Genomic DNA, 21,806 nt, shown 5'->3' on the forward strand with positions numbered 1-21,806 from the left:
ACTATGACCTATATGCCCCTGCTTGTTGACGGATACCGTTTGATGGCTGATGACATGATCGCCCCGATAAGGGACTTGTATGTTATGCCTGCCTGACGGGCGAGGATGCAAAGGTCGGAGTGCTCAGGGTGGAGACCGGCCAGGGGGTTGACTTCCATAATGTTCGGTGTCCCATCTTCGTCTACACGTAGATCGACTCGCCCCCCATCGCGGCAGCCAAGACCTCTCCAGACAGTCAAGGCCAATTCCTCAGCCTCTTCCGCGACGGTGTCTTTTGCAAGGTGATATTCAACCAGGTCTTCGCATCTTTTCTTGTTCCGATACGAGTGCGCGTAGGGTTCCGCATCTTTTTTAAGAATAACTTCCAGCGCTCCGATGGCCATTGCATCTTCTCCTGTGCCTATGATCCCGACCGTGAATTCCCGCCCAGGTAAAAAGATCTCCACAAGAGCAGCTTGATTGTACGTCTGCAAGAGTCTCTCACAGACGGAAAGGAGTTCGTCTCGAGTTGCAATCTTCGATGCGCCGTTGATTCCTTTTCCGGTCCCCTCGGCCACCGGTTTTGCAAAAAGGGGGAAGGGCAGAGCAACCCTCTCCAGATCGGACACCCTCTCTACGACAAAGAAATTTGGCGTGGGAAGACCCATGTCTCGAATAACGCGCTTGGACATCCCTTTGTGCAGCGTCAGCGAGAGCACCAGAGGATCCGAAAAGGTGTACGGTACGTCGTATGCGTCCAAGATGGCAGGGACTTGTGCTTCCCGTCCAAACCCTCTAAGTCCCTCGGCAATATTGAAAACCATATCCCAGCGATCCCCAGCCAGCAGCCGTCTTGCCAAGTTTCTTATGTTACCTATGCGAGCTGTCTCAAACCCCAAATCCTCCAGTGTGTGCTCGATCGCCTCGATGGTATCTGCACCGTCAAATTCTGCAGTCTCCTCCTCCGTAAATCCTTCGGCGAGGTAATCGGTACGGAGATCATACGAAAGTCCTATCTTCACATGCCCTCCTTTTGTTGTACGGCATGTGCCTTGCCTGATCTTTCTGATACGAGATTCCCATCTGGGTCCGGGTAACGATAAAGGTGTCCCTCGTAGTTCCTAAGCAACAAATCACTGCCATCGCGTCCGATAACGTATTCGGGAAGTAATGGGATCTTGCCGCCCCCTCCGGGTGCGTCGATCACATAAGTCGGCACCGCGTAGCCACTGGTGTGTCCCCGCAGGCCCTTGATAATCTCCATGCCCTTCTGAACGGGCGTTCGAAAGTGGGCTGACCCGGAGACAGGGTCGCATTGATAGAGGTAGTAAGGCCTCACACGCATTTGGAGAAGGCCATGAAACAGGCGCCTCATCGTTTCCGCGTTGTCATTGACGCCTGCTAGAAGCACGGTCTGGCTTCCCAGAGGGATGCCAGCGTTTGCCAAAGACTCACAGGCTCGGCGAACCTCAGGCGTCAACTCGTCTGGATGAGTAAAGTGAATGCTCATCCACAAAGGATGATATCGCCTCAACATACGAGTGAGAGTTCCCGTGATCCGCTGCGGCAAGACCACAGGGGCCTTTGTTCCAATACGGAGCAATTCAACGTGTCGGATCCGTCGCAATCGAGATAAAAGCCACTCCAAATTCTCGTCCCTGAGGGTCAATGGATCGCCACCGGATAGAAGGACATCCCGCACAGCGGGCGTCGCTTCAATGTAGTCAATTGCCCTTTGCCATTGACGCAAGTTGAAGTGATGTGACCTGTGGGAACCCACCATCCGTGAACGGGTGCAATAACGGCAGTACGTCGAGCAGAAACCCGTTGCAAGGAAAAGGACCCGATCTGGATAACGGTGCACCAGCCAGGGCACCGGGCTGTCCCCCTCTTCTCCAAGAGGGTCGGTTGCTTCCCCCCGGGAGCGCTCGTATTCGGCCGTGACCGGGACAACGGTGCGACGGAGCGATTGTAACGAGTCTTCTTCATCGAGTAGGCTCGCAAAGTAAGGAGTAATCGCCACTGGAGGTGAAGCAGAAGAACGAAGGATGGCATTACGCTCGTCTTCTGAAAGGCGGATGATGCGCTCCAGTTCAGGAAGGCGGGTGACGCGGTGGCGCAATTGCCAGTGCCAGTCGTTCCATTCGGCGTTGGTGGCTTGAGGAAAGAATCGTTTACGAAATCTCAGGGTCCGTGGGCCTGGTTGAAATCTTGAAACCCCTTGACTTTTTCCGATGCATACAATTTTTCCTTTTTCTGAATGTGAACTGATGCTGTACTTCGATGGAACAACACCGGTTCGCTTGTCCACTTGTCCAAGAGTAGACAACGTACCAGGAGGTTCCCCCTCATCAGTAAAAAGGATGTCCTTATCCATTGTGGAAATTTATACCTTTCTCCTCGCGCTCTTTTTTCGCTCCCCGTGTACGGTCAGAAGGTTGCCATCTCCCTCATTGTCGTTTTGCTGTGTTACGCATAGTCTTCTTTGTATTCATCCTCTTCGTCTTCATCATTGTCCTTGATCGGTTCATAGCTCTCCACAGTGATGATCATATCACCATCTAATCGCTCTCTTACTGTGCCTGTAAACCGCAGTTTGTTATCGACGAAAGCCAACAATTCCTTGCCCTTTTTATTGTGTTCGACAACATATTCCAGGTAATCGCGCGTTTTGATGGCGACACGAATGACGTTGCCGTTTTCGTCCCAGTCTTCCTCGACGACAATGCCAGTGATTGTACGTTGCCTACCCCTTTTCCTTTTCATCTCGACCTCCTTCTTTGAACCTGCCGAACCTTATTCACTGTTACTGTCTCTTTTTTCTCAAAGACTTTGGTGATACTTTCGAAAGCGCAAACTACCATACGCGCGTTTTTCCCATATTTTTCACCTTTGCTGCTAGTCGACTATGTTTACTTTATTCTGTCTTTGATTGCACAGAATAACTCTCCCATGTCCCTCTGCACTCTTCTGCAGAGCTGCTTTTCTTTAACTGCTTGCCAATTTATTACATACTGTTTCCACCCGTAGTTCTTTATTGCTTTTGCATGTTCTCCGTAGAAAACCACAATATCTTTGTCTTCAATATATCCTTTGTCTTCATCTGCAATAATCATATGAGGGATCTCTTCCAAATATGTTTTCCCGGAATTCATGTAAGCTAGCATTGAATGATGCCCGTCAAATAGTAGTAGTTGATTGTCTTTTGTCTTGACTAGCTTTACATTAGGGATTCCTTGAAAGAATATGTGTTTTCCGGATTTTATGGCGGCCGTCATCCTTCTTACTTGTGCCAAGTCTCTAATTGCGTCATCATTGTGGATGTTCAGGATGTCCCTTAAAGCGACTTTTTCCTCAACTTTCTTCAGCGCTAGCTTTTTTTGGAGTGTTGGAAGCATATTCTTCTCAAAAAAAGAAACAGCGTCATAGACCGTATTCCCATTTTTGGAAACCTCAATTTCTGATATAAAGGTCCTTGGTTCATTTGGCGCTTTTTCGGGATAGCTTAGTTTTATTATTCTAAATGCCATATATTCTAAATAGATCTATAGTGATTTCCCAGAGTAACTGTTGTGCTTTTTGAGCCAGGCCAGTAGCTCGGAAAGGCTGGCCGTGGCCATGGCTAGGCATTTGTCCGCCCCGCCATAGTAGAGCCGCACCGTGTCCCCATCGGCTATCCAGCCACACGGAAAAACGACCTTGTCAACATCTCCGAAAACCTCGTATTTTTCTTCAGGCGCAAAGACCCACTGGTCAGACCGGGTCATAACTTGGCAGGGATTCTCCAAATCGAGAAGAGCCAATCCCAGCCGATAAATGGCCCCGCTGGCTGTCACTTTGACGCCATGGTAGAGGATCAACCAGCCCTCGTCAGTCTTGAGCGGCGGCGGCGAGAGGCCGATCTTCTTGGCATCCCACCAGGCGCCTTTTCTCGCTAGGATGAGCATACGATGGTCACCCCAGTGCTTCAGATCGGGTGAAAATGAGATCCAGATGTGAGCTCCAGTGGACGGAAAAGTGGAAACCGGGCGGTGGATCATTGCCCAGCGTTCCGTAAAGCGAACCGGAAAAAGGGCCGCGTCTTTGTCTTCCGGCGGCATAACAGGGCCAAGACGTTGGAAGCTCTCAAAGTCAACGGTCGTGGCCAAGGAGACCAGAGGCCCACCCTCCGAATAGGCCGTATAAGCTATGGCCCATCGTTCTTGGTCCTCGAGGTAGGTTATCCTGGGATCTTCTATTCCCCAGATCTCCTCAGGATAGGTTTCCGGGCTGGGCATCATGCTTGGCTGTTTATCGATGCGCCAGTTGCCGATCCCGTCTCCGCTCCGAGCCGCAGTGAGATGAGATATGCCCCGTCTGTCCTCAACCCGCATCAAAAGCAGAACCTCGTCACCCACCCTGGTTGCACCGGCGTTGAAGACAGAATTGGCCGGGTAAGGGATGTCTTTGACAGTAATGATAGGATTGCCCCCGTGACGTCGAAACAGCTCTTTGAAGTGCAGGTTTTTCATTTCTCTAGAACTCCGGATCCAGAACAACGGGCTGGCCGGTCCGCTTGGCTTCCCGGGCCAGTTCGTAGGCCCTGTTGTACAGCCCCGCTACTACTTCCCAGGAGACGACCTCGTCCAGATAACATTTCAGATTCTCGCCGAGTTTCAGCCGAAGCTGTTCCTGGCAGGCCAGCCGGATCACCTTTTGTTTCAGCATATCCTTGGTGGTGAATAGTAGTCCTCCTTCGCTTTCCAAAGTCTGGGCGGTCAGCCCTTCCATGGGTGCGGTGGTGATATATGGCTTGTTCAGAGCGATGATTCCGGCCAACGTGCCTGACTGTGTCTCATCGGTAGACGGCAGGACCATGAAGTCGCACACGGCCATCATCTTGTAATTTGGTACGCCGCACAAGCGATCCCACAGATTGATCCGCCGGAGGCGGAGAAAAGGGCCATTTCTGGATGAAAACTAGTTACACTCTTGTGTCTATCACCTTTTGCGCCTACTGGTTTGAGGGCTACCTCGCTTGCCTGTATTCTTAACGCTCCGCCTCAACCTGTGCGTTTCACATTTTAGCCTTGGTCAACAGTCGCCAACTCGTCTTCCTTAAATGGTTCCTCTGTGGAAGGTTCGTCTTCTGGATCTGATGGAGTTCTCTCGAACTCATCTTGCTTCTCTTCACTTTCGTGTTGGGACTCATCTTTGTAGTCGTCGCCACTTCCCCCAGATGGTTCCTCTGAGGAGGATTCGTCTTCTGGATCTGGTGGGGTGTTCTCGTTCTGCTCGTCACTCTTTTCACTTTCGTCTTGGTACTCATCTTTGTAGTAGTCGCCATTTCCCCCAGATGGTTCCTCTGTGGAAGGTTCGTCTTCTGGATCTGGTGGGGTGTTCTCGTACTCCTCGTTCCTCTCCTCAGGTTCCTCTTTGTATTCCTCTTCATACTCGTTCTTCATATCCCCCTCCTTGTCGCTCCATCCACCTGAGTCCCCGTAGTCACCATCGGCTCCCCTTTCGTAGTATGACTCGGCCGTTTCCGTAATGGATACTTCGGACGCCAATACATTCGCCGAAAAGACAAACAAAGCCGATACCAGAGCACAAAGACCTGCCAAAAAAAATCTCTTGTTTTTTTTCATGTCAATACCTTTCTGAGCAATCTTGTGGTTGGTGTCCAGGATCTTCCCGTTAAGACGCCCCCGCACCTGTGCCATAGAATTTCCCTTAATGGGCAACAGTCGTGCCACATTCTTAACCTATTGATAATGCAGGTTTTTGTATGATTGTCACGAAGAGAAACCAGAACTAACAGTTCCGATCTTGATGGGAGGAAACTTGATCAGGCGGGTGATAGAGCGATGTATGTAATGCAGTCTATTGAAATAATGGAGGATTAAATGATACGAACTTTGAGTTCCGGTTTTCTTAACTATCGGAACTCAAAGTTCTTCTCTGTGGGTAAGCTTAATAGGTGATTTGAACTCTTCCTTTCTGATGCCATATTTTTTCATCAATTTATGTAGTTGACGGGCACTGATTCCGGCTGCCTCGGCAGTCTGTTTTATTTGACCCTTGTTTGCAGCCAAGGCCCCTTCCAAATAGTACCTTTCAGTGTGTTCCATAGCCGCACGTCTCGCCTCGGCCAGGGTAAGAGAAATGTCCGCCTTGACTTGTACCTGCGAAGGATCAGAGGTAAAAAGCTCGTTTGGGAAGCCCTCAGGCGTCAGTATTGGAGACGCTTCTAATATATAGGCACGCTCCATAAGGTTTTCCAGTTCACGGATGTTTCCGGGCCATGAGTAGTTTCTAAAGGCTTCCATCACATCTGGATGAATGTCGCGAATCTCCTTTAGATCAAATTTGTTCAGCCTTTTAAGAATGACCTCGACAATATATGCGACGTCCTCCATTCTCTCTCTCAATGGCGGGATTTCGAGCGGGAACACATTTAACCGATAATAGAGGTCTCTTCTAAATTGGCCGGCTTCGCACATTTTCACTAAGTCCGTATTCGTGGCCCCTATGACTCTCACATTGGCCTCTATCGTCTCTTCCCCTCCAACGCGATGAAAAGTCCCATCCTGGAGTATTTCCAAGAGCTTGATCTGTGCAGAGGGCGTAATGGTGCCGATTTCGTCAAGGAAGATCGTGCCCTCCTGGGCGATCTCAAACTTGCCCAGCTTTCTCCGGACAGCCCCTGTGAACGCACCCTTCTCGTGTCCGAACAGCTCACTTTCCAAAAGGCTGTCCGGGATCGCGCCGCAATGAACACTGATGAACGGGCCATCGTTTCGGTTACTATGCCGATAAATCAGTCTCGCTAACACGCCTTTTCCCGTTCCTGTTTCACCGCTCAGCAGGACCGTGCTTTTGGTTGGCGCCACGGATCGCACCTTATCAAAGACCGTTTTCATCAAGGAGCTTCTCGTCCGCACGATTTCGATGGAATCCTCTTGCCAAAATCTGTCCCGAAGATAATCGAGTTCGGATTCCATGATGATAGATTCATAAATACTTTCGGTGACATGTTTGACCTCATCCGGATTGATAGGATAGGTGAGATAATCGCTGGCTCCCGCCTTGACTGCCCTCACGGCTTCCCTGATCATTTCCTGAGATGACATGACAATGATTTGAGCCGTCGGATACGCATGCCAAAATGGTTGCAATGTCGTCTTGTAGTTGTTGTCAGGCATCGAGCCGCAAAGAATTTCCACATCTATAAATAGGAATTCATACCGCTTTTTCCGAAAGATCTCCAAACAGCCACCCTGGCTGGACACCACATCGACCCTATATTCTGAGCGCATGCTAGCCCGGATCGCATTACAGGCCGATTGGTTTTTAGAAGCAACCAGAACGCCTTTCATCCATACCTCCACGGTCATATCAATGGTGATTGAGATTAGATCAATTTATTGTCGTGGCTCAAAAACCTCAAGCCCTTTTCCACATATTGCACCACAAATTTAAGGCTTACAACACAAAAAACAGAACCATGAGTTCTAATCATGAAAAATACCGGAATCTAGAGTTCCGGTCTACAAGTTTTCCATTTATTTCAGTCCGTTGAACAATCATAGAAGTCTTTACGGAGGGCAAAGGGTATATTTTTCTGCAAGTATCGGAACCAGTAGTTCCGCTTGCCATTTTGTCTCAACACAACAAACCCTGCAATATCAAATGATTATAGTTCTGGCACGGGTAATGCTTTTGGCTGGAGACGGGACGACCACAGCCACAGTACTTGCTCAGGCGATCTACCGGCAGGGTCTGAAGCTTGTGACAGCGGGCAGTCCTTCTGTTTAGGAGGGGGTTATAGTCGGTGGTGGCGTAGCCTTTGTTCGGTGTATTTCGGGACTGGAGAAGCTCAAGCTTGCCGGAGGCCAGCAGTTTGGTGTCAACTTCGTTCAGAGGGCCCTTGAGGAGCCGCTGAGGCAGATCGCAGAGAATGCGGGCCATGACGGCTCAGTCGTGGTCGAGGAAGTCAAAGCGGAAAAGGGAAGCTTCGGCTTCAATGCGGAGACAGAGAAGTTCGAAGAGCTGATGAAAGAGAAGGCCGGTAGAGCCTGACTATGAGCACAACGGCATTCAGAAAGGAGGTGAAAAAAAACCAGGGAACAGGCGATGAACTGACCACGGTTAGGGGCATTATGATCCCGGTGGATTGGGATGAAGAAGGCAATGCGCTTGCTGCTGCTATTTCGGGCTCAGATGAGCAGGAGTACGTAATTGAACAAGATGAAAAGGGGAAAGAATTGCGGGAGCTCATAAGGCAAGAGATAGAGGTCATCGGCGTGGTCAGAAAGGCAATCAAAGGTCGCAAGACCGTTACAGTGAAAAGTTACAGGTTGAAAACGGATGGTGATTGGCAAGGATGATCCACGGGAAAAACCATACAATTAAGAAGGGAGTAATTGACAATGAAACGGAACAAAAGGTCTTTGATTTCGGGACTCTGCGCCCTGGTATTGCTTTGTGTCGTGTGTGCAACGAATGTGTGTGCCGCAGACCAGGTTACGATTACTGGAACAGTGTATGCAGTGGCTTGGGATGATATGGACAATGTAACCGCCGTCATTATAGCCGACATGGTCGAGGAATATGTTGTCGTCAACAACGCCGCTGGACAAGAATTGTTCAAACTGGACAATAAGATTGTCAAGGCTTCTGGTGTTATTGGCGAAGACAGTAAGGGCAATAAGACCCTTGCTGTTACCAACTACGAGGTGATGCCGGAATAGGGTCAAGAGAAAAGGGGGTCCGCGCAAACAGATTGAATAAATACTGTCGTCGTGACCCCGTGAGGGGGGATTCGTCCCCCCTCTTTTTCGAATAAAAGGAGCTGCATTGCTCCCAAAGACCCTGGGTTTCGTGGAAACCTTTATTCTGATCAACAAAGGAGGAAAGTAGTGACAAAGACACAACTCATTGAACAGATTGCAAATGAAGCCAGCATCTCAAAGGATGAGGCAGGCAGGGCCCTTGACTCGCTTTTTGACAGCATCGCGGAGGCCATCAAAGAGGAGGATGGCAGAATCACACTCCCTGGTTTGGGCACGTTTTCAAAAGTTTATCGGAAAGCCCGTCAGGGAGTAAATCCCTCAACTGGTGAAAAAATAACCATTAAGGCCCGTCATGCGATGAGGTTTAAACCCGGCAAAGCCCTGAAAGACGCTATCTGAGAATGTTCTGGCGCAATGTGAGGTGACGCGGCGGACGAGTGGTGACGCGTTTTCCAAGTTTTCCATTTGGCTCAGGATCGAAATCGTTTTTAGGAGGATTTATGAAAAATGAAGAACCAGACCCGTGGATACGGCCCCCATTTAATGCTGGATCTGAATGATTGCAATCCGGTAATCCTAGATGATCTTAACGCTTGCTTCAAACTGTTGAACGAGCTACCCGATAAGATCGGCATGACAAAGATAACCCAACCCTACGTGTTTCGATACAGCGGGCTGGTACCCGAAGATGAAGGGATTACCGGAGTGACCGTCATCGCCGAGAGTCATATCTCACTTCATACCTACCCAAGGAAAAACTTCGTATTTGTGGACCTGTTTTCATGCAAACCATTCGATGTGGAGAGAGCCAAGGACTATATCGTCCAATTCTTCCAGTCGAAGTCCCCCGCAGTTCACATACAAGAACGCGGCTCAGCCTTTGCCAGAGCCATCCGACTCCATCATAGGGATTCTCATGAAATTTAGTGTGCATCCTGGCGCTTTTGGCGCTGTTCCCGAAGAATTTTGCCGGTATGAAACGGCATCCATTGCCATTTTACCCGTTCCCTACGACGGCACATCCACATGGATGAGAGGCTCAAGCCGTGGACCCCAGGCTCTAATAGATGCCTCTGCCAATCTGGAATTATACGACATTGAAACCGATTCCGAGGTGTTCAAGCACGGCATTGTCACTCTGGACCCCGTTTCGTGCCCGGACGATCCGGAAGCAATGGTCACTGTTGTCTATGAACGTGCAAGGCGCATTTTGCAGGACGGGAAATTCATCGTTGGAATAGGTGGCGAGCATTCCATTTCGGTGGGATTGGTGCGCGCCACGGCAGAAAAATTCCGAAACCTATCCGTTCTTCAGTTTGACGCTCACTCTGATACGCGTAGTGAGTATAAGGGCAGCCCGTACAATCACGCCTGTGTTATGTCAAGAATTGGTGAAATCTGTCCTTATGTTCAGGCGGGCATTCGGAGTATGGATTCTTCCGAACTGAACAGATTGAATCGTGACCGGACGTTTTTCGCCCATGAAATTATTAAGCGTTCAGACGTAACCCGCAAAATGCTGAAGGCATTAACACACAATGTTTATATCACGATTGATTTGGACGTTTTTGACCCCTCCATTATGCCGTCCACCGGGACTCCGGAACCAGGGGGATTGGATTGGTATACTCTGCTGGGGCTTGTTGAATCAGTGGCAAGGGAAAAGGACGTGATCGGAATGGATGTGACTGAGCTATTGCCCAATCCTGCCAACAGAACATCGGATTTTATGGCCGCCAAATTGGTCTACCGGGTTTTAAGCATGATCTTCGCAAAGAGAAAGGGAAGCTGATGGAGAAACAAGATCTCCTAAGAAAACCGATCGAGCATATCGACATCAAGACGTTTGATGCCAGACCGATCATAGAGCGTTACGCTTTGATGGCCTTCCAGGCACGGAATCTTGCGAGTGCCGCGGATGTGTATAACCGTATGCTGGCAGACCACGACTGCAAAATTATCCTTACACTCGCAGGCTCTCTATTCAGCGCCGGCTTAAAGCATATAGTTGCGGATATGGTTGATCACAATATGGTGGATGTCATCGTATCTACGGGCGCAATCATCGTAGATCAGGATTTTTTCGAGGCGCTCGGTTTTAGACATTATATGGGGAGCGCATTCGCGGACGATACGGCGTTACGAGAACTTGCCATTGACCGGATCTACGATACGTATATCGACGAAGATGAACTGAGAGTCTGTGACATGGCCATAGCAAAAATTGCCGACATGTTACCTCCAGGACCGTATTCCTCCAGAGAATTCATCCATGCCATGGGAGCTTATTTGGACAGGGAAGGGTTAAAAGCGGAAAGATCCGCAATTCACTCTGCTTATAAGAAAGGGGCGCCAATCTTTGTCCCTGCATTTTCTGATTGCTCTGCTGGTTTCGGACTCGTGTACCATCAATGGCACAAGAAAGATGGGCATGTTACCATCGATTCCGTCCGGGACTTCCGTGAACTGACAGAGATCAAGTTGGCCGTCAAAGATACGGGCATCATCATGGTAGGTGGTGGGGTACCCAAGAACTTCACTCAGGACGTCGTGGTGGCCACAGATATCTTGGGTGAAGAAAAGCCCATGCATAAGTACGCCATACAGCTCACCGTGGCTGATGAGCGGGATGGGGGACTATCAGGGTCCACGCTGAAAGAGGCATGCTCCTGGGGTAAAGTAGACCTGAAGTACGAGCAGATGGTCTTTGGTGAAGCCACTCTTACGTTTCCTCTGCTTGTCAGCGATGCCTACCACCGAGGTGCCTGGAAGAAAAGAGCGCCCGGGAATCTGTCTAACCTTTTTATGAAGTAAATACGGCGAATGGATAACCCATTCTTGATTCGAGCGTAACGTCAATGATCTTGAATTTATACAGGGTATAGAACATGAAACATAAGGATGAGCTTTTGGCCCGGGCTGAGGCCCACATATTCTCCACCGGTCTGCGGGATGGAGCGACCCATCTCTGTCGGGCCAATATGAAGTATGGGTTGGCCAAGATCCACTGGGTTCAGGAGCGGCTTGGCCTGAAGTCGGATGCCACCTTCATTTCTAGTCCGGACATGACCATTAGCCGGAATGCCGCCCGGTGGAAGAGCGGGTTTGGCTATGGGGGAAAACTTACCTGGGGCGATGGTGACATCGAACTGGTGATCCTGGATGTAAAACCTAATACCTGCGGGATGCTGGTGGGAGGACTAGACCGATTGCCCGACAGCTCAGAGCTGGTCTGTATGGTCGACAAACTAAAAGACCGAAAGAGAGAAATTGATGGGATTGAGATCCAGTGGGACTTCCACCTCTCCAACCACTTCATAGACCTCTTTTGGGTAAAACCCCTGGGGGATGTCAAATTCTCCGAATATGTCTTTATCATCCATTCGTCTGCCCCTGAATTAACAGGGGATAACTCGATAGGATTCGGCCTCTATTATGACCGCAGCATGCTCCTTAGAGACACGGCGGAGAGGTTCGATACTCCCTTCGGCCCCCTCCACGTTTTGACCGGCTCTCGGGCCAAGGAATACTATGAGTTCTACCGCTATGCGGAAGGATACTCCAAAAAAAAGCGTATTCTGGCGGCCGAGGGGCTTTTCGGCGGGTTTCAGCTCATCTCTAACGAAGTGCACCAAGGGCTGGCGAATATGAACGAGATCATCCTCGGTTGTCACCTACTGCATGAGAACAACCCGGAGCATATCTTTCCCTTAGTATTGAGGGCGGACTTGCCGGCCTATCTGGTAAAGGGCAAGCCCAACATAGATGAGAAAGAAATCGAATCCCTGGGCTTTGCACAGCGATCAAAAAGGTTGGGGGTATATGATAGGTTGAAGAAGGCCAACATCATCCCCCATGGGTCTGGCTATACCTTCCCGGACCTGCTGAGTGTTTGCCGGGTCTTCGAACATAACGATCACAGATACTTCGAGGTAGACCTGCTCAATGACCGGGGCAAAAAGGTGCTCTCCGACGTTAGGGAAATCCCTTACACCTATCGGGGCCGGGAAGTAGTGCTCAAAACATTGGAGCTGAATCTGTGTGAACTGGTGGCCAAGTTGCTTCCCCGATATGTGCTCAAGATATAGGACAATGGTCCTTCAATTAGCCATAATATGCCGTGTGAGAGAGGAGTTCATCTATGTTCACCAGAAATTTGAGCGAGGAGGAGGTAGCCATTATTCGCAAGATAGAGGTGTTCGTTCGAGACAAACACCACAAATTGCAGGGTCATGACTACTCTCATGTCATGGCTGTCACGCAATATGCTATTGAAATCGCTCAGAGTATACCTGACTCGGTAGATCCATTCGCGCTGATCTGTGGAGGCCTGTTTCACGATATCGGTCGGGTAGGGACCATTACCGGACGGCTGCACGGACTGCGAGGGGCGACCATCGCCGACGAATACTTGAGAGCTGTTGGCATAGGCAATGAAATGCGCGAACAGATTGTGCGGATCGTGGTCCGGCACACGGAGACCTCTATGTTGCCCCCGGAGACTGTGGCTGAGAAGGTGGTCTTTGATGCAGATGATCTGGACCGACTGGGGTTAATCGGGATGCTGCGGGGGATGATGGTTGGAAATGTGGATTGGTCCATGGAGGATATCATCGAGAACCGGCTGGATAAGAGGAGGAAGGACTACCAGAGGTTACATTTTCAGGCCAGCCGAGAGCTTGGCCGAAAGCTATACGAGGAAACCCTCCAACTTATCGATTTCATCAAAGATTCCTTGGACCAGAGGTGCCTCGAGATAAGCAAACTAAACCTACCAATATGAGCATCTACTCGATGCTTAGCAGCAGCTTTTATGGGCTCCGATGCGCCGTCCTATCGCCTAAGGCCCTCAATGACCTTACTTTAAGAGTTTCGGAGTCATCGCGGTGGAGTTCTTGCCTGTTTAATGCGGCTCATCCTGCCATCATCCAGACCAAAAACTCCACAACAAACGCCCCAATAACAATTTCTCGGGGCTTGAAAAAGCACTTTAAAGAGTATGTTGAGTGGGAAAAGGGGTCGGATTCAGGGTATAGTCCGTGCAAATGATACACAGATTCTAATAGGGTGTATTTCAAAACAAACCTCTCCGCCTGCAGGGCCGGGGTTCACCTTGTGGCAGTGTTTCGTGGACGGGTAGCAAGCCGGTTAACATGAAGACAGAGCGCGCGGATCAACTCGAACGTATTGTCTTGGTTTCAACGCCATGGCCTCTTTACAGCCGGCCTTCGGAAAAAATGGTGTCAGAGTCCCTACACATTTGACAAGGGCAGTTCCTTCACCGTCTTCGTAACAAGCTTTCCGAGCTTTTTTCATTTTTTTGCTTTATCCGGATTCTTCGACTCGCCTGGGTTACCCTGATTCGCTCCCACCAAATCGCGCCGCAGTTTTCCTTGGTTTCTTACCGCTACAGCGGTGGCAGTCGGCTTCGTATCGAAATAGTTGACCCTCCGAATGTTGCATAAACAACATGGCAACAGAAGACAAAAACCAAGAATAACATATAGTTGAGCATTGATGATGCCTTGTTCGCAAATCCACCGACAGTGACGTCCATGAAGACCGAAAAATCTGCCGTGTTTTTTGCCCTTTGGGAAAGCCGATGTCGAAGATGCGCCACACGAGGGATGCCGCATCTCCTGCGTTGTACCGCGGCGCACGGCAGACTACTACAGCTACACCCGTGACAGATACGGTCACACCCACACTTTTCTTGAGAGAAGCTCTCTGGCACGCCGAATCATCGCCATCGCGGGAACCAACAAAAAAGGCCCGGCTCACTACATTATATTGTGCCTCCTGACATTTTTGAGCCCATATATTGTGTTTTTTCTCTTGACTTTCGGAAAAATCCTGTTCTATTGAGCGATAACGTTCGACATGGCTCGTTATTCACTCAGACCAAAGGAGGAAAGTATCATGACAAAGGCAGAACTGGTGGAACGGATGGCAAAGGATGCGGGGATCTCAAAGGCTGCGGCCACCAAGGCGCTGAACTCATTTGTTGACAGTGTCAAGAAAGCTCTTAAGAAAAAGGACGGAAAGCTCACACTGGTTGGTTTCGGCACATTTGCCAAAATCCGTCGCAAGGCCCGTACAGGCGTAAACCCCGCGACAGGCAAAAAGATAAAGATCAAGGCACGCAATGCTGTAAAGTTCAAACCGGGCAAAGGCCTCAAAGACGCCATTTAGTGTCCACAGCAGCAGTTGAGCAAACAGCTATTGAAATAGAAATCTCAAAGGAAGGAAACCACGGATGAAAAGTCTGACAAAGGATCTTCAAGCCGTAGCCAAGGAACTGAAGGCCATCACAAAGAAGACAGAAAGACTGGTCAGCGCGGTTGATGAGATCGAGAAGGCTAATATTTCTAAGAAACCGAAAGCCAAAACCAAAGTCAAGGCCAAAGCTGCGAAGAAAAAAGCTCCTGCGAAGAAAAAAGCCACTGCGCCGACTGCGACTGACCAGGTGCTCAAGATCATCAATAGATCGAAGAAAGGCGTTGACGTCCCCACGTTGATGAACAACACTGGGTTTGATGAAAAGAAGGTAAGAAATATCGTTTCCAGGGCGTTTAGCCAGGGCAAAATTAAGAGAACAGGAAGAGGAGTATATGTAGGGACGTAACCCAGGCGCCCACTTCCCTGCTTCTAGTGATAATCTCTATTTCCTAATCACTGCCCGCAAAACTGCACGGATCTTTGTCTCGCGGTCATGTAAAACGGGCGGCTTCACAATTGGGCATCGACTGGTTGCAGATGTGTCTAGTCTGGGTGGGTGATTCTTGTGGTCATTTTTTTTGGCGACGCATTGAACCCCGCCCATTCATAGGCGTGACGCCCCCAGCCTGTTGACCAATTCACCTATCATTGTCAAACCTAGAATGAACCTAATGGAAGGGTTTGCTTATTGACTAGGGTGCTACAAGCTGTTAAAGAAAAAACATGCCGACTCACAAAATCGCTCTGCGATTCTATGTAGTCCCTCCTTCGACGGAACTCTGCAGTCAGAAAAAGGCACTTTTCTTATCCAATTGACCGAGGGGTGAGAGATGAAAAGCGAAATTGAGGTGTTCAGAGAGTTTATTCGAGAAAAAGGCCTTAGAAATACCCCCGAGCGTGAACTCATTATCAAGGAGATCTTTGCCACTCACGATCACTTTGACGTGGACGAACTCTATTTACGCTTGAAACGAAACAAACATAAGGTCTCAAAGCCATCCATCTATCGCCTGATTCCGCATCTGTTGGAGACCGGTCTGATTCAAGAGGCCTATTTTGAAGATGGCCACCTTCACTATGAGCACATCTACGGCCACGAACACCATTGTCATCTTCGGTGTATAAAATGCGGCAAGACCATCGAATTCCAAGAAAAGTCTTTGATACGGCTTGAAAAGAAGCTGGCAGAGAAATATGATTTTTCGATCAAGGGCCACAAGTTTGAGGTAACTGGTTACTGCCGGAAGTGCAAAGCCCATCTCTGATTGTCTTTCTCTGGATCTAAACGCTTTCAGTGTCCAAATGAAATTGCCATGGAACGTAAGAAGGCAGGCAAGACGGTTTTCTTGTGTCAAAACTGCGGCTATCAAGCGCCAAAATGGATGGGAAGATGTCCGGACTGTGGTGAATGGAACAGCCTCGTTGAGGAAAGGCGCCAGTTGGAGTCCGGGCTTGCAGTTCATGCATTTTCTGCAACCTCACCATCCCGGCCGGTTCCTATCAACAGTGTAGAAATCAGCCAGGTCAAACGTATTGCCACAGGAATACACGAATTTGACCGTGTCCTCGGAGGGGGAGTGGTCCCAGGATCTCTTATCCTAATAGGTGGAGATCCCGGCATCGGCAAATCCACCCTCATGCTTCAGGTTTCACACAGACTTGCATCGCACAAGTACAAGCTGCTGTACATTTCCGGTGAGGAATCTGTACAGCAAATCAAGCTCAGAAGCAACCGACTGGGCACATGTTCAGATGGACTCTGGGCCGTCTCGGAGACAGGCCTTGAATCGATCAGAGCCATGGCCGGCGAGATGGAGCCCGATGTCATGGTAGTTGATTCCGTTCAGACCATCTTTAGCCCGGAATTGACCTCTGCCCCAGGTAGCGTAAGCCAGGTTCGGGAGGCCACTATGCACCTAATGCTCCTGGCGAAGCGTACAGGTATTCCGATTTTTCTGGTGGGACACGTGACAAAAGATGGAGCCATTGCCGGCCCCAAGCTGCTGGAACATATGGTTGATACGGTGCTCTATTTCGAAGGGGGCCAAAACAACCTTTTCCGGATACTGCGGGCAGTAAAGAACCGGTTTGGTTCCACCAATGAGATCGGTGTGTTTGAGATGAAGGACAGCGGGCTTTGCGAGGTTCTGAATCCTTCTTCGGTATTCCTCCCCGAACGTACCTCTTTGGTCCCTGGTTCTGTGGTTACAGCCAGTATTGAGGGTTCTAGACCCATATTGCTTGAGATCCAGGGTCTTGTTGCCAAGTCCGGCTTTGGCACACCGCGGCGGACAGTCCTTGGAGTTGACTACAACAGGGTTTCTCTTCTGGTAGCAGTCATGGAGAAGAAACTCGGCTTGCAGTTGAAAGACGATGATATCTTTGTGAATGTAGCAGGTGGCGTAAGAATAGATGAGCCAGCCGTGGATCTGGGGATTGTCTCAGTTATTGCATCGAGTCTCTTTGACAAACCTGTCAAGGGACACACAGTGGTGCTGGGAGAGATCGGGTTGACCGGAGAGGTCAGGCCAATCAGTCGGATCGAACCGAGGGTGCATGAGGCAGGAAAGATGGGCTTTGAGCGGTGCCTCCTTCCAGACGACAACCTGAAACATCTCAAAAGACCGGATACTATGGAGCTTGTTGGCGTCCGCACGATCTCTGATGTGGTCGATTCACTCTTTTAGCGGCAATTTTGATGGACTCGCAAAAAATCCGCAAACAGACGGCACAGTAATCCGCCTCAGGCGGACCAGTTGCAAGGCGCGCGTCTTTTCCTAAGCCGTCAGGCGCAATCTTGAGGAGTCAGGTCCGCCTAGGCGGATCGCAATGACTTACCCTGTTAAATCGGCTTCGCCGTCTCGCATAGCGAGAATTTAACAGAGCGGGGATGAAGCGGAATCCACCGGAGGCGGACAGATGGACTTCCAACGAACTTAAACATCAAGTTCGTTGCCGACAGGACGCCGCAAAGCGGCATAAACCAGCTTTTTAGGGAGCCGTCAATTTTGTCTTGCAATAGATCCAATTGTTGATATATTGCCTCCGCGGTGAAACTTAACCGATGGAATGACTCTTATACAATACGTGCTCGTAAGGAAGGATTCCCAGCTCGATCAGTCTTTAAACTTCAAGAGATACAAGAATCCTTTCGTATCCTGAAAAAAGGTGGCCGTGTGCTTGATTTGGGCTGCGTCCCCGGCTCATGGCTGCTGTTTGCTTCAAGGACAGTGGGGAGCAAAGGTTTCGTTGTTGGAGTGGATATCACGCCGATTTCTCTGAAGCTTCCGCCCAACGTTCGATTTGTCCAGCACGACGTGCTACGCCCTGACGCGTCATTCTTGGACACCGTTGGAGGCCCGTTTGACACGGTATTGAGCGATATGGCGCCTTCTAGCACAGGGAACAAGTTCCTGGATGCACACAGGTCCCTTGAACTGTGTGAATCGGCCCTGGCTATTGCAGGTCACGTTCTGGAAGCCGGAGGAGCCTTTGTCTGTAAGATCTTTCACGGGGCTGACTTCAAGGTTTTTTCGGACCAGGTCAAGAAGTCCTTTGGCAGGGTCGTGCACGTAAGGCCAAAGAGCACCAGGAAGGCAAGCAGGGAAATATATGTCGTAGGATTGGGAAAAAACTGATCTCACGAAAGGCAAGTATGTAAAAGGCCAACTCAGGAGGCACGATGTCCGGGCATTCAAAGTGGAGCACGATCAAGCGCAAAAAGGGCGCGACAGATGCCAAGCGAGGCAAGATTTTTACCAAGTTGATAAAAGAGATCACCGTTGCTGCTCGCTTTGGGGGAGGCGATCCGGATGCCAACCCTCGCCTCCGTACGGCTATCGCTGCAGCAAAGTCAGAAAACATGCCAAAGGACAACATTGAAAGAGCAATAAAGAAAGGAACAGGTGATCTGGAAGGCGCCGCCTATGAAGAGGTCTATTATGAAGGATACGGGCCTGGCGGGGCGGCTGTGCTCGTGGAGTCTTTGACCGACAATAAGAACCGTACAGTGGCCGATATACGCCATGCCTTCAGCAAGGCCGGGGGAGGCCTGGGTGAGGCAGGATGCGTGGCCTGGATGTTTCAAAAAAAGGGGCTGTTTGCATTCGAGAAGGGAAGCGTGGACGAAGAGACCCTCATGGATATAACACTGGATGCAGGGGCAGAAGACATCCATGACGAGGAAGGAGCCTTCGAGGTCATTACTTCCACGGAAGATTTTGAGCAGGTGAAGAAGGCACTGGATGATCGAGCGCTCGGATATGTCGTTGCCGAGATCACGATGTTGCCCCAAAGCACGATTAAACTTGAAGGCAAGGAGGCCGAACAGATGCTTCGCCTCATGGACGGACTGGAAGACTCAGACGATGTCCAGAAAGTATATTCCAATTTTGATATCTCCGATAAGACCCTTGAAGAGATCGGCGGAGGCTAGGTTGCCCGCGGAAATCCGGAGGTTTTCCGTACTTCTTCTTACAAGAACTCTTGGTTCGGTATATAGGCATCCGGGATTGATACGATAGTGGCAAAGACGAAGGCGAGGCCGCTTTGTTAGTACTGGACGAACTGCATTACTCCGAGGAGCATATATGGGTCCGCCGGGAAGGCGATCACACAGTGACTCTCGGAATAACCGATTACGCCCAATTGGAGTTGGGTGATCTTAACTACATAGAACTCCCAAACGAAGGTGATGAAATAGTGTACTGCGAGCCCTTCGGCAGCGTTGAATGTGCAAAGCTGGTTAACGATCTCTATGCCCCTGTCTGCGGGAAGGTGCTGGCAGTGAACCGAGATGTCATTGACAACCCCACACTAATCAATCGCTCACCATACAGCCAAGGGTGGGTGATTCGAGCCAGGGTCTATTCCTTAGACGAATTAGAGCTCCTCATGTCGGCCGACGATTACGAGGAATATGTACTCAGCAAGCCCCTTTGAGCACGGTCTTAACAAACCCATACGAGCCCTCACTTCCCAGTAATTTCCTGCATCCGTTTTACTGCCCTGAAGGCTTTCTTCCGAACTGTTTCGGGCACTTTCACCTCATAGGTCATTGTCCTTATGGCTCTGAGGACATCACTGAGCGTTGTTCTTTTCATGTCTTCACATACCATGTTGTCGGAGACCTTGTAGAACGACTTGCGGGGGTTTGCTTTTTGCAGCGGGTAGATCAGCCCTTCCTCCGTTCCCACGATAAATGACTGATTCTCAGAACGTTTGGCAAAATTCAGCATACCGGAGGTACTCAAGACAGCATCGGCCAGGGCCAGAACCTCCGGACGACATTCTGGGTGAGCCATAAACAGGGCCTCTGGATGGGCTGCCTTTGCAATCATCACTTCTTGGGCCGACAACCGGTCGTGGATCGGGCAGTATCCGTCCCAGTAGTTGACTTTCTTGCTGGTCTTGGATGCGGCGTATTGGGAGAGGTTCCGATCCGGCGTCATGAGGAGTTCATGCTCCGGCAGGCTGTTTACAACAGCAACAGCATTGGCGGAAGTACAGCAGATAGTGGAGTGTGCCTTCACCGAGGCAGGGGAGTTGACATAGGTTACAACGGGGATTTCGCCAAGCCGGGCAAGCTTTGCCTCAAGCGCCTCAACCGTAATCATGTCAGCCATGGGACACCCTGTGTCCATGCGAGGCATAAGCACGGTTTTGTCGGGAGATACTATGGCAGCCGTCTCCGCCATAAAGAGGACACCACAAAAAACGATTGCATCCGCATCGGTTTTCCCCGCAAGGATGCTGAGTTCAAGGGAATCTCCCGTGAGGTCGGCAACATCCTGAATTTCAGCGGACTGGTAGTTGTGAGCGAGCAGAATGGCATTTCGCTCACTCAAAAGCGCCCTTATTTCCTTGGCTATCGTGTTAGTCATAGTATGTACGTCCAACCAGTATCCGCCACAGGCCAACAATCAGAAAAACAGATTTGCCCTATTGCCCTTCCAGCTCAAGCACGTCTGCGTTCTTGGGAATCTTGAAGACAAACAAAGACAAATCCAGCCCTTGATCAAATTTGAAGTCAGAAAATCGAATGCTCGTTTTGTCGCCAAAAGCGTTAGCAGTAACCGATTCCAAGATATCGAAGGTGTTCTTTGATACAGTCATCAGAAGTTCCACCAGATTCGGCCGCTTTTTCTTGGGAAGAAGCTTCAGGACAAACAGGTCCTTCTTTTGTGACTCCGTGGCTGACAACCGTACGACAAAATCATCAAGGAGCTTGCGAGGTTCGGTAAAAAACTCTGCCAGTTTGGTGTCGCCAAAATAGTCCGCACAACTTCCAACCATGACCTGGTTATCTGCCGGCCGATAGATCCACACATTTTCTCCGTCCGAAATAATAAAGTATTCCTCCGGTATTCTATAGTGCCAACGCATCATGGCAGGGCGCCTGAAACAGACGTGTCCCTCTGCTGTATCGACTATACCCATCGCTTCTATGCGAGATTCCTGGAAAAAATCAGCCTCAAAATCGGCTGCTGCATACCGGCGCTGAACCTGCTCAAAGATTTCGGAAATCGAAAGACAGTCCGAGGCAGCACAGGTGTGCCGGGACAAAAGAGCAAACGACATGAGGAACAGAACCACACACAGATAAGGGAGCCACGGCGCGAACCGCGCACATATCACGTCTCTTTTTCTCATCAGTTCGATATCCTTTTCATTTCAGTTCAGGAAACCTGGTCCTTTGGGCCAGGTCAGAGTCATTGGCTCTGCTATACTTCGTTCCGTCGAAATGCGCTTGTATACTGGAATTTAGATATAAGAGTTAGCATTTGAGGGTACGGGGGATGTCCCCAGCCCTCCAATATTACAAGTTGTACGGAT

At 49.8% G+C, this 21,806-nt stretch carries 25 protein-coding genes and 1 pseudogene; 16 read left to right on the forward strand and 10 right to left on the reverse strand.

Annotation, left to right across the window (positions count from 1 at the left end):
* Window positions 1-8: 8 nt before the first annotated feature.
* From JW883_13430 to JW883_13465, 8 genes are all read right to left on the reverse strand, one after another.
* On the reverse strand, window positions 9-1,001 hold the full coding sequence (locus tag JW883_13430) for a D-alanine--D-alanine ligase (GenBank protein ID MBN1843268.1): 993 nt from the start codon (window positions 999-1,001) through the stop codon (window positions 9-11).
* Window positions 998-2,356 carry a KamA family radical SAM protein gene (locus JW883_13435; GenBank protein MBN1843269.1) on the reverse strand — a complete coding sequence of 453 codons (1,359 nt, stop codon included), beginning with the start codon at window positions 2,354-2,356 and terminating at the stop codon, window positions 998-1,000. The genes JW883_13430 and JW883_13435 overlap by 4 nt, the downstream gene beginning before the upstream one ends.
* A gap of 92 nt (window positions 2,357-2,448) precedes the next feature.
* Window positions 2,449-2,745 (reverse strand): hypothetical protein, encoded by a 297-nt coding sequence (locus JW883_13440; protein MBN1843270.1) that lies wholly within the window; start codon window positions 2,743-2,745, stop codon window positions 2,449-2,451.
* Between the two features lie 146 nt (window positions 2,746-2,891).
* A complete protein-coding gene (locus JW883_13445) occupies window positions 2,892-3,509 on the reverse strand; it encodes a hypothetical protein (GenBank protein ID MBN1843271.1) in 618 nt (205 codons plus the stop codon).
* Window positions 3,510-3,524: 15 nt separating this feature from the next.
* Window positions 3,525-4,490: a glycosidase gene (locus tag JW883_13450; protein MBN1843272.1), complete on the reverse strand. Its 966-nt coding sequence runs from the start codon at window positions 4,488-4,490 to the stop codon at window positions 3,525-3,527.
* Between the two features lie 4 nt (window positions 4,491-4,494).
* Window positions 4,495-4,881 carry a hypothetical protein gene (locus JW883_13455; protein MBN1843273.1) on the reverse strand — a complete coding sequence of 129 codons (387 nt, stop codon included), beginning with the start codon at window positions 4,879-4,881 and terminating at the stop codon, window positions 4,495-4,497.
* A 161-nt stretch (window positions 4,882-5,042) separates the two neighbouring features.
* Complete coding sequence (locus JW883_13460) at window positions 5,043-5,606, reverse strand: hypothetical protein (GenBank protein MBN1843274.1); 564 nt, start codon at window positions 5,604-5,606, stop codon at window positions 5,043-5,045.
* A 300-nt stretch (window positions 5,607-5,906) separates the two neighbouring features.
* Window positions 5,907-7,337 carry a sigma-54-dependent Fis family transcriptional regulator gene (locus tag JW883_13465; protein ID MBN1843275.1) on the reverse strand — a complete coding sequence of 477 codons (1,431 nt, stop codon included), beginning with the start codon at window positions 7,335-7,337 and terminating at the stop codon, window positions 5,907-5,909.
* Window positions 7,338-7,650: 313 nt separating this feature from the next.
* Between JW883_13465 and JW883_13470 the strand changes: the two are divergent.
* From JW883_13470 to gcvH, 16 genes and pseudogenes are all read left to right on the forward strand, one after another.
* A pseudogene (locus JW883_13470) lies at window positions 7,651-8,040 on the forward strand (hypothetical protein).
* Between the two features lie 2 nt (window positions 8,041-8,042).
* Window positions 8,043-8,348: a hypothetical protein gene (locus JW883_13475; protein ID MBN1843276.1), complete on the forward strand. Its 306-nt coding sequence runs from the start codon at window positions 8,043-8,045 to the stop codon at window positions 8,346-8,348.
* 42 nt (window positions 8,349-8,390) lie between these two features.
* Window positions 8,391-8,711, forward strand: a complete 321-nt coding sequence (locus tag JW883_13480) for a hypothetical protein (protein MBN1843277.1) — start codon at window positions 8,391-8,393, stop codon at window positions 8,709-8,711.
* Window positions 8,712-8,816: 105 nt separating this feature from the next.
* A complete protein-coding gene (locus JW883_13485) occupies window positions 8,817-9,152 on the forward strand; it encodes an HU family DNA-binding protein (GenBank protein MBN1843278.1) in 336 nt (111 codons plus the stop codon).
* 108 nt (window positions 9,153-9,260) lie between these two features.
* Window positions 9,261-9,680 (forward strand): S-adenosylmethionine decarboxylase, encoded by a 420-nt coding sequence (locus JW883_13490; protein MBN1843279.1) that lies wholly within the window; start codon window positions 9,261-9,263, stop codon window positions 9,678-9,680.
* Entirely contained in the window at window positions 9,670-10,545 is an 876-nt protein-coding gene (gene speB / locus JW883_13495; protein MBN1843280.1) for an agmatinase, read from the forward strand. The genes JW883_13490 and speB overlap by 11 nt, the downstream gene beginning before the upstream one ends.
* On the forward strand, window positions 10,545-11,567 hold the full coding sequence (locus JW883_13500) for a deoxyhypusine synthase (GenBank protein MBN1843281.1): 1,023 nt from the start codon (window positions 10,545-10,547) through the stop codon (window positions 11,565-11,567). The genes speB and JW883_13500 overlap by 1 nt, the downstream gene beginning before the upstream one ends.
* Window positions 11,568-11,641: 74 nt before the next feature.
* Window positions 11,642-12,841, forward strand: coding sequence for a hypothetical protein (locus JW883_13505; protein ID MBN1843282.1), 1,200 nt, complete (start codon window positions 11,642-11,644; stop codon window positions 12,839-12,841).
* A 53-nt stretch (window positions 12,842-12,894) separates the two neighbouring features.
* Window positions 12,895-13,536, forward strand: coding sequence for an HD domain-containing protein (locus JW883_13510; GenBank protein MBN1843283.1), 642 nt, complete (start codon window positions 12,895-12,897; stop codon window positions 13,534-13,536).
* A gap of 1,136 nt (window positions 13,537-14,672) precedes the next feature.
* On the forward strand, window positions 14,673-14,945 hold the full coding sequence (locus JW883_13515) for an HU family DNA-binding protein (GenBank protein MBN1843284.1): 273 nt from the start codon (window positions 14,673-14,675) through the stop codon (window positions 14,943-14,945).
* Window positions 14,946-15,009: 64 nt separating this feature from the next.
* Window positions 15,010-15,378, forward strand: a complete 369-nt coding sequence (locus tag JW883_13520; GenBank protein MBN1843285.1) for a hypothetical protein — start codon at window positions 15,010-15,012, stop codon at window positions 15,376-15,378.
* 424 nt (window positions 15,379-15,802) lie between these two features.
* Window positions 15,803-16,237, forward strand: coding sequence for a transcriptional repressor (locus JW883_13525; GenBank protein ID MBN1843286.1), 435 nt, complete (start codon window positions 15,803-15,805; stop codon window positions 16,235-16,237).
* A 48-nt stretch (window positions 16,238-16,285) separates the two neighbouring features.
* Complete coding sequence (gene radA, locus JW883_13530) at window positions 16,286-17,659, forward strand: DNA repair protein RadA (protein MBN1843287.1); 1,374 nt, start codon at window positions 16,286-16,288, stop codon at window positions 17,657-17,659.
* A 351-nt stretch (window positions 17,660-18,010) separates the two neighbouring features.
* Window positions 18,011-18,610, forward strand: a complete 600-nt coding sequence (locus JW883_13535) for an RlmE family RNA methyltransferase (GenBank protein ID MBN1843288.1) — start codon at window positions 18,011-18,013, stop codon at window positions 18,608-18,610.
* Window positions 18,611-18,654: 44 nt separating this feature from the next.
* Window positions 18,655-19,407, forward strand: coding sequence for a YebC/PmpR family DNA-binding transcriptional regulator (locus JW883_13540; protein MBN1843289.1), 753 nt, complete (start codon window positions 18,655-18,657; stop codon window positions 19,405-19,407).
* Between the two features lie 113 nt (window positions 19,408-19,520).
* Window positions 19,521-19,913 carry a glycine cleavage system protein GcvH gene (gene gcvH, locus JW883_13545; GenBank protein MBN1843290.1) on the forward strand — a complete coding sequence of 131 codons (393 nt, stop codon included), beginning with the start codon at window positions 19,521-19,523 and terminating at the stop codon, window positions 19,911-19,913.
* 29 nt (window positions 19,914-19,942) lie between these two features.
* Here gcvH and nadA read toward each other — a convergent pair whose 3' ends face one another.
* Both nadA and JW883_13555 read right to left on the reverse strand, forming a co-directional pair.
* Complete coding sequence (nadA, locus tag JW883_13550) at window positions 19,943-20,854, reverse strand: quinolinate synthase NadA (protein MBN1843291.1); 912 nt, start codon at window positions 20,852-20,854, stop codon at window positions 19,943-19,945.
* A 58-nt stretch (window positions 20,855-20,912) separates the two neighbouring features.
* A complete protein-coding gene (locus JW883_13555; protein MBN1843292.1) occupies window positions 20,913-21,623 on the reverse strand; it encodes an outer membrane lipoprotein carrier protein LolA in 711 nt (236 codons plus the stop codon).
* Window positions 21,624-21,806 lie beyond the last annotated feature (183 nt).

Source organism: Deltaproteobacteria bacterium, assembly GCA_016930875.1.
Classification (GTDB): domain Bacteria; phylum Desulfobacterota; class Desulfobacteria; order Desulfobacterales.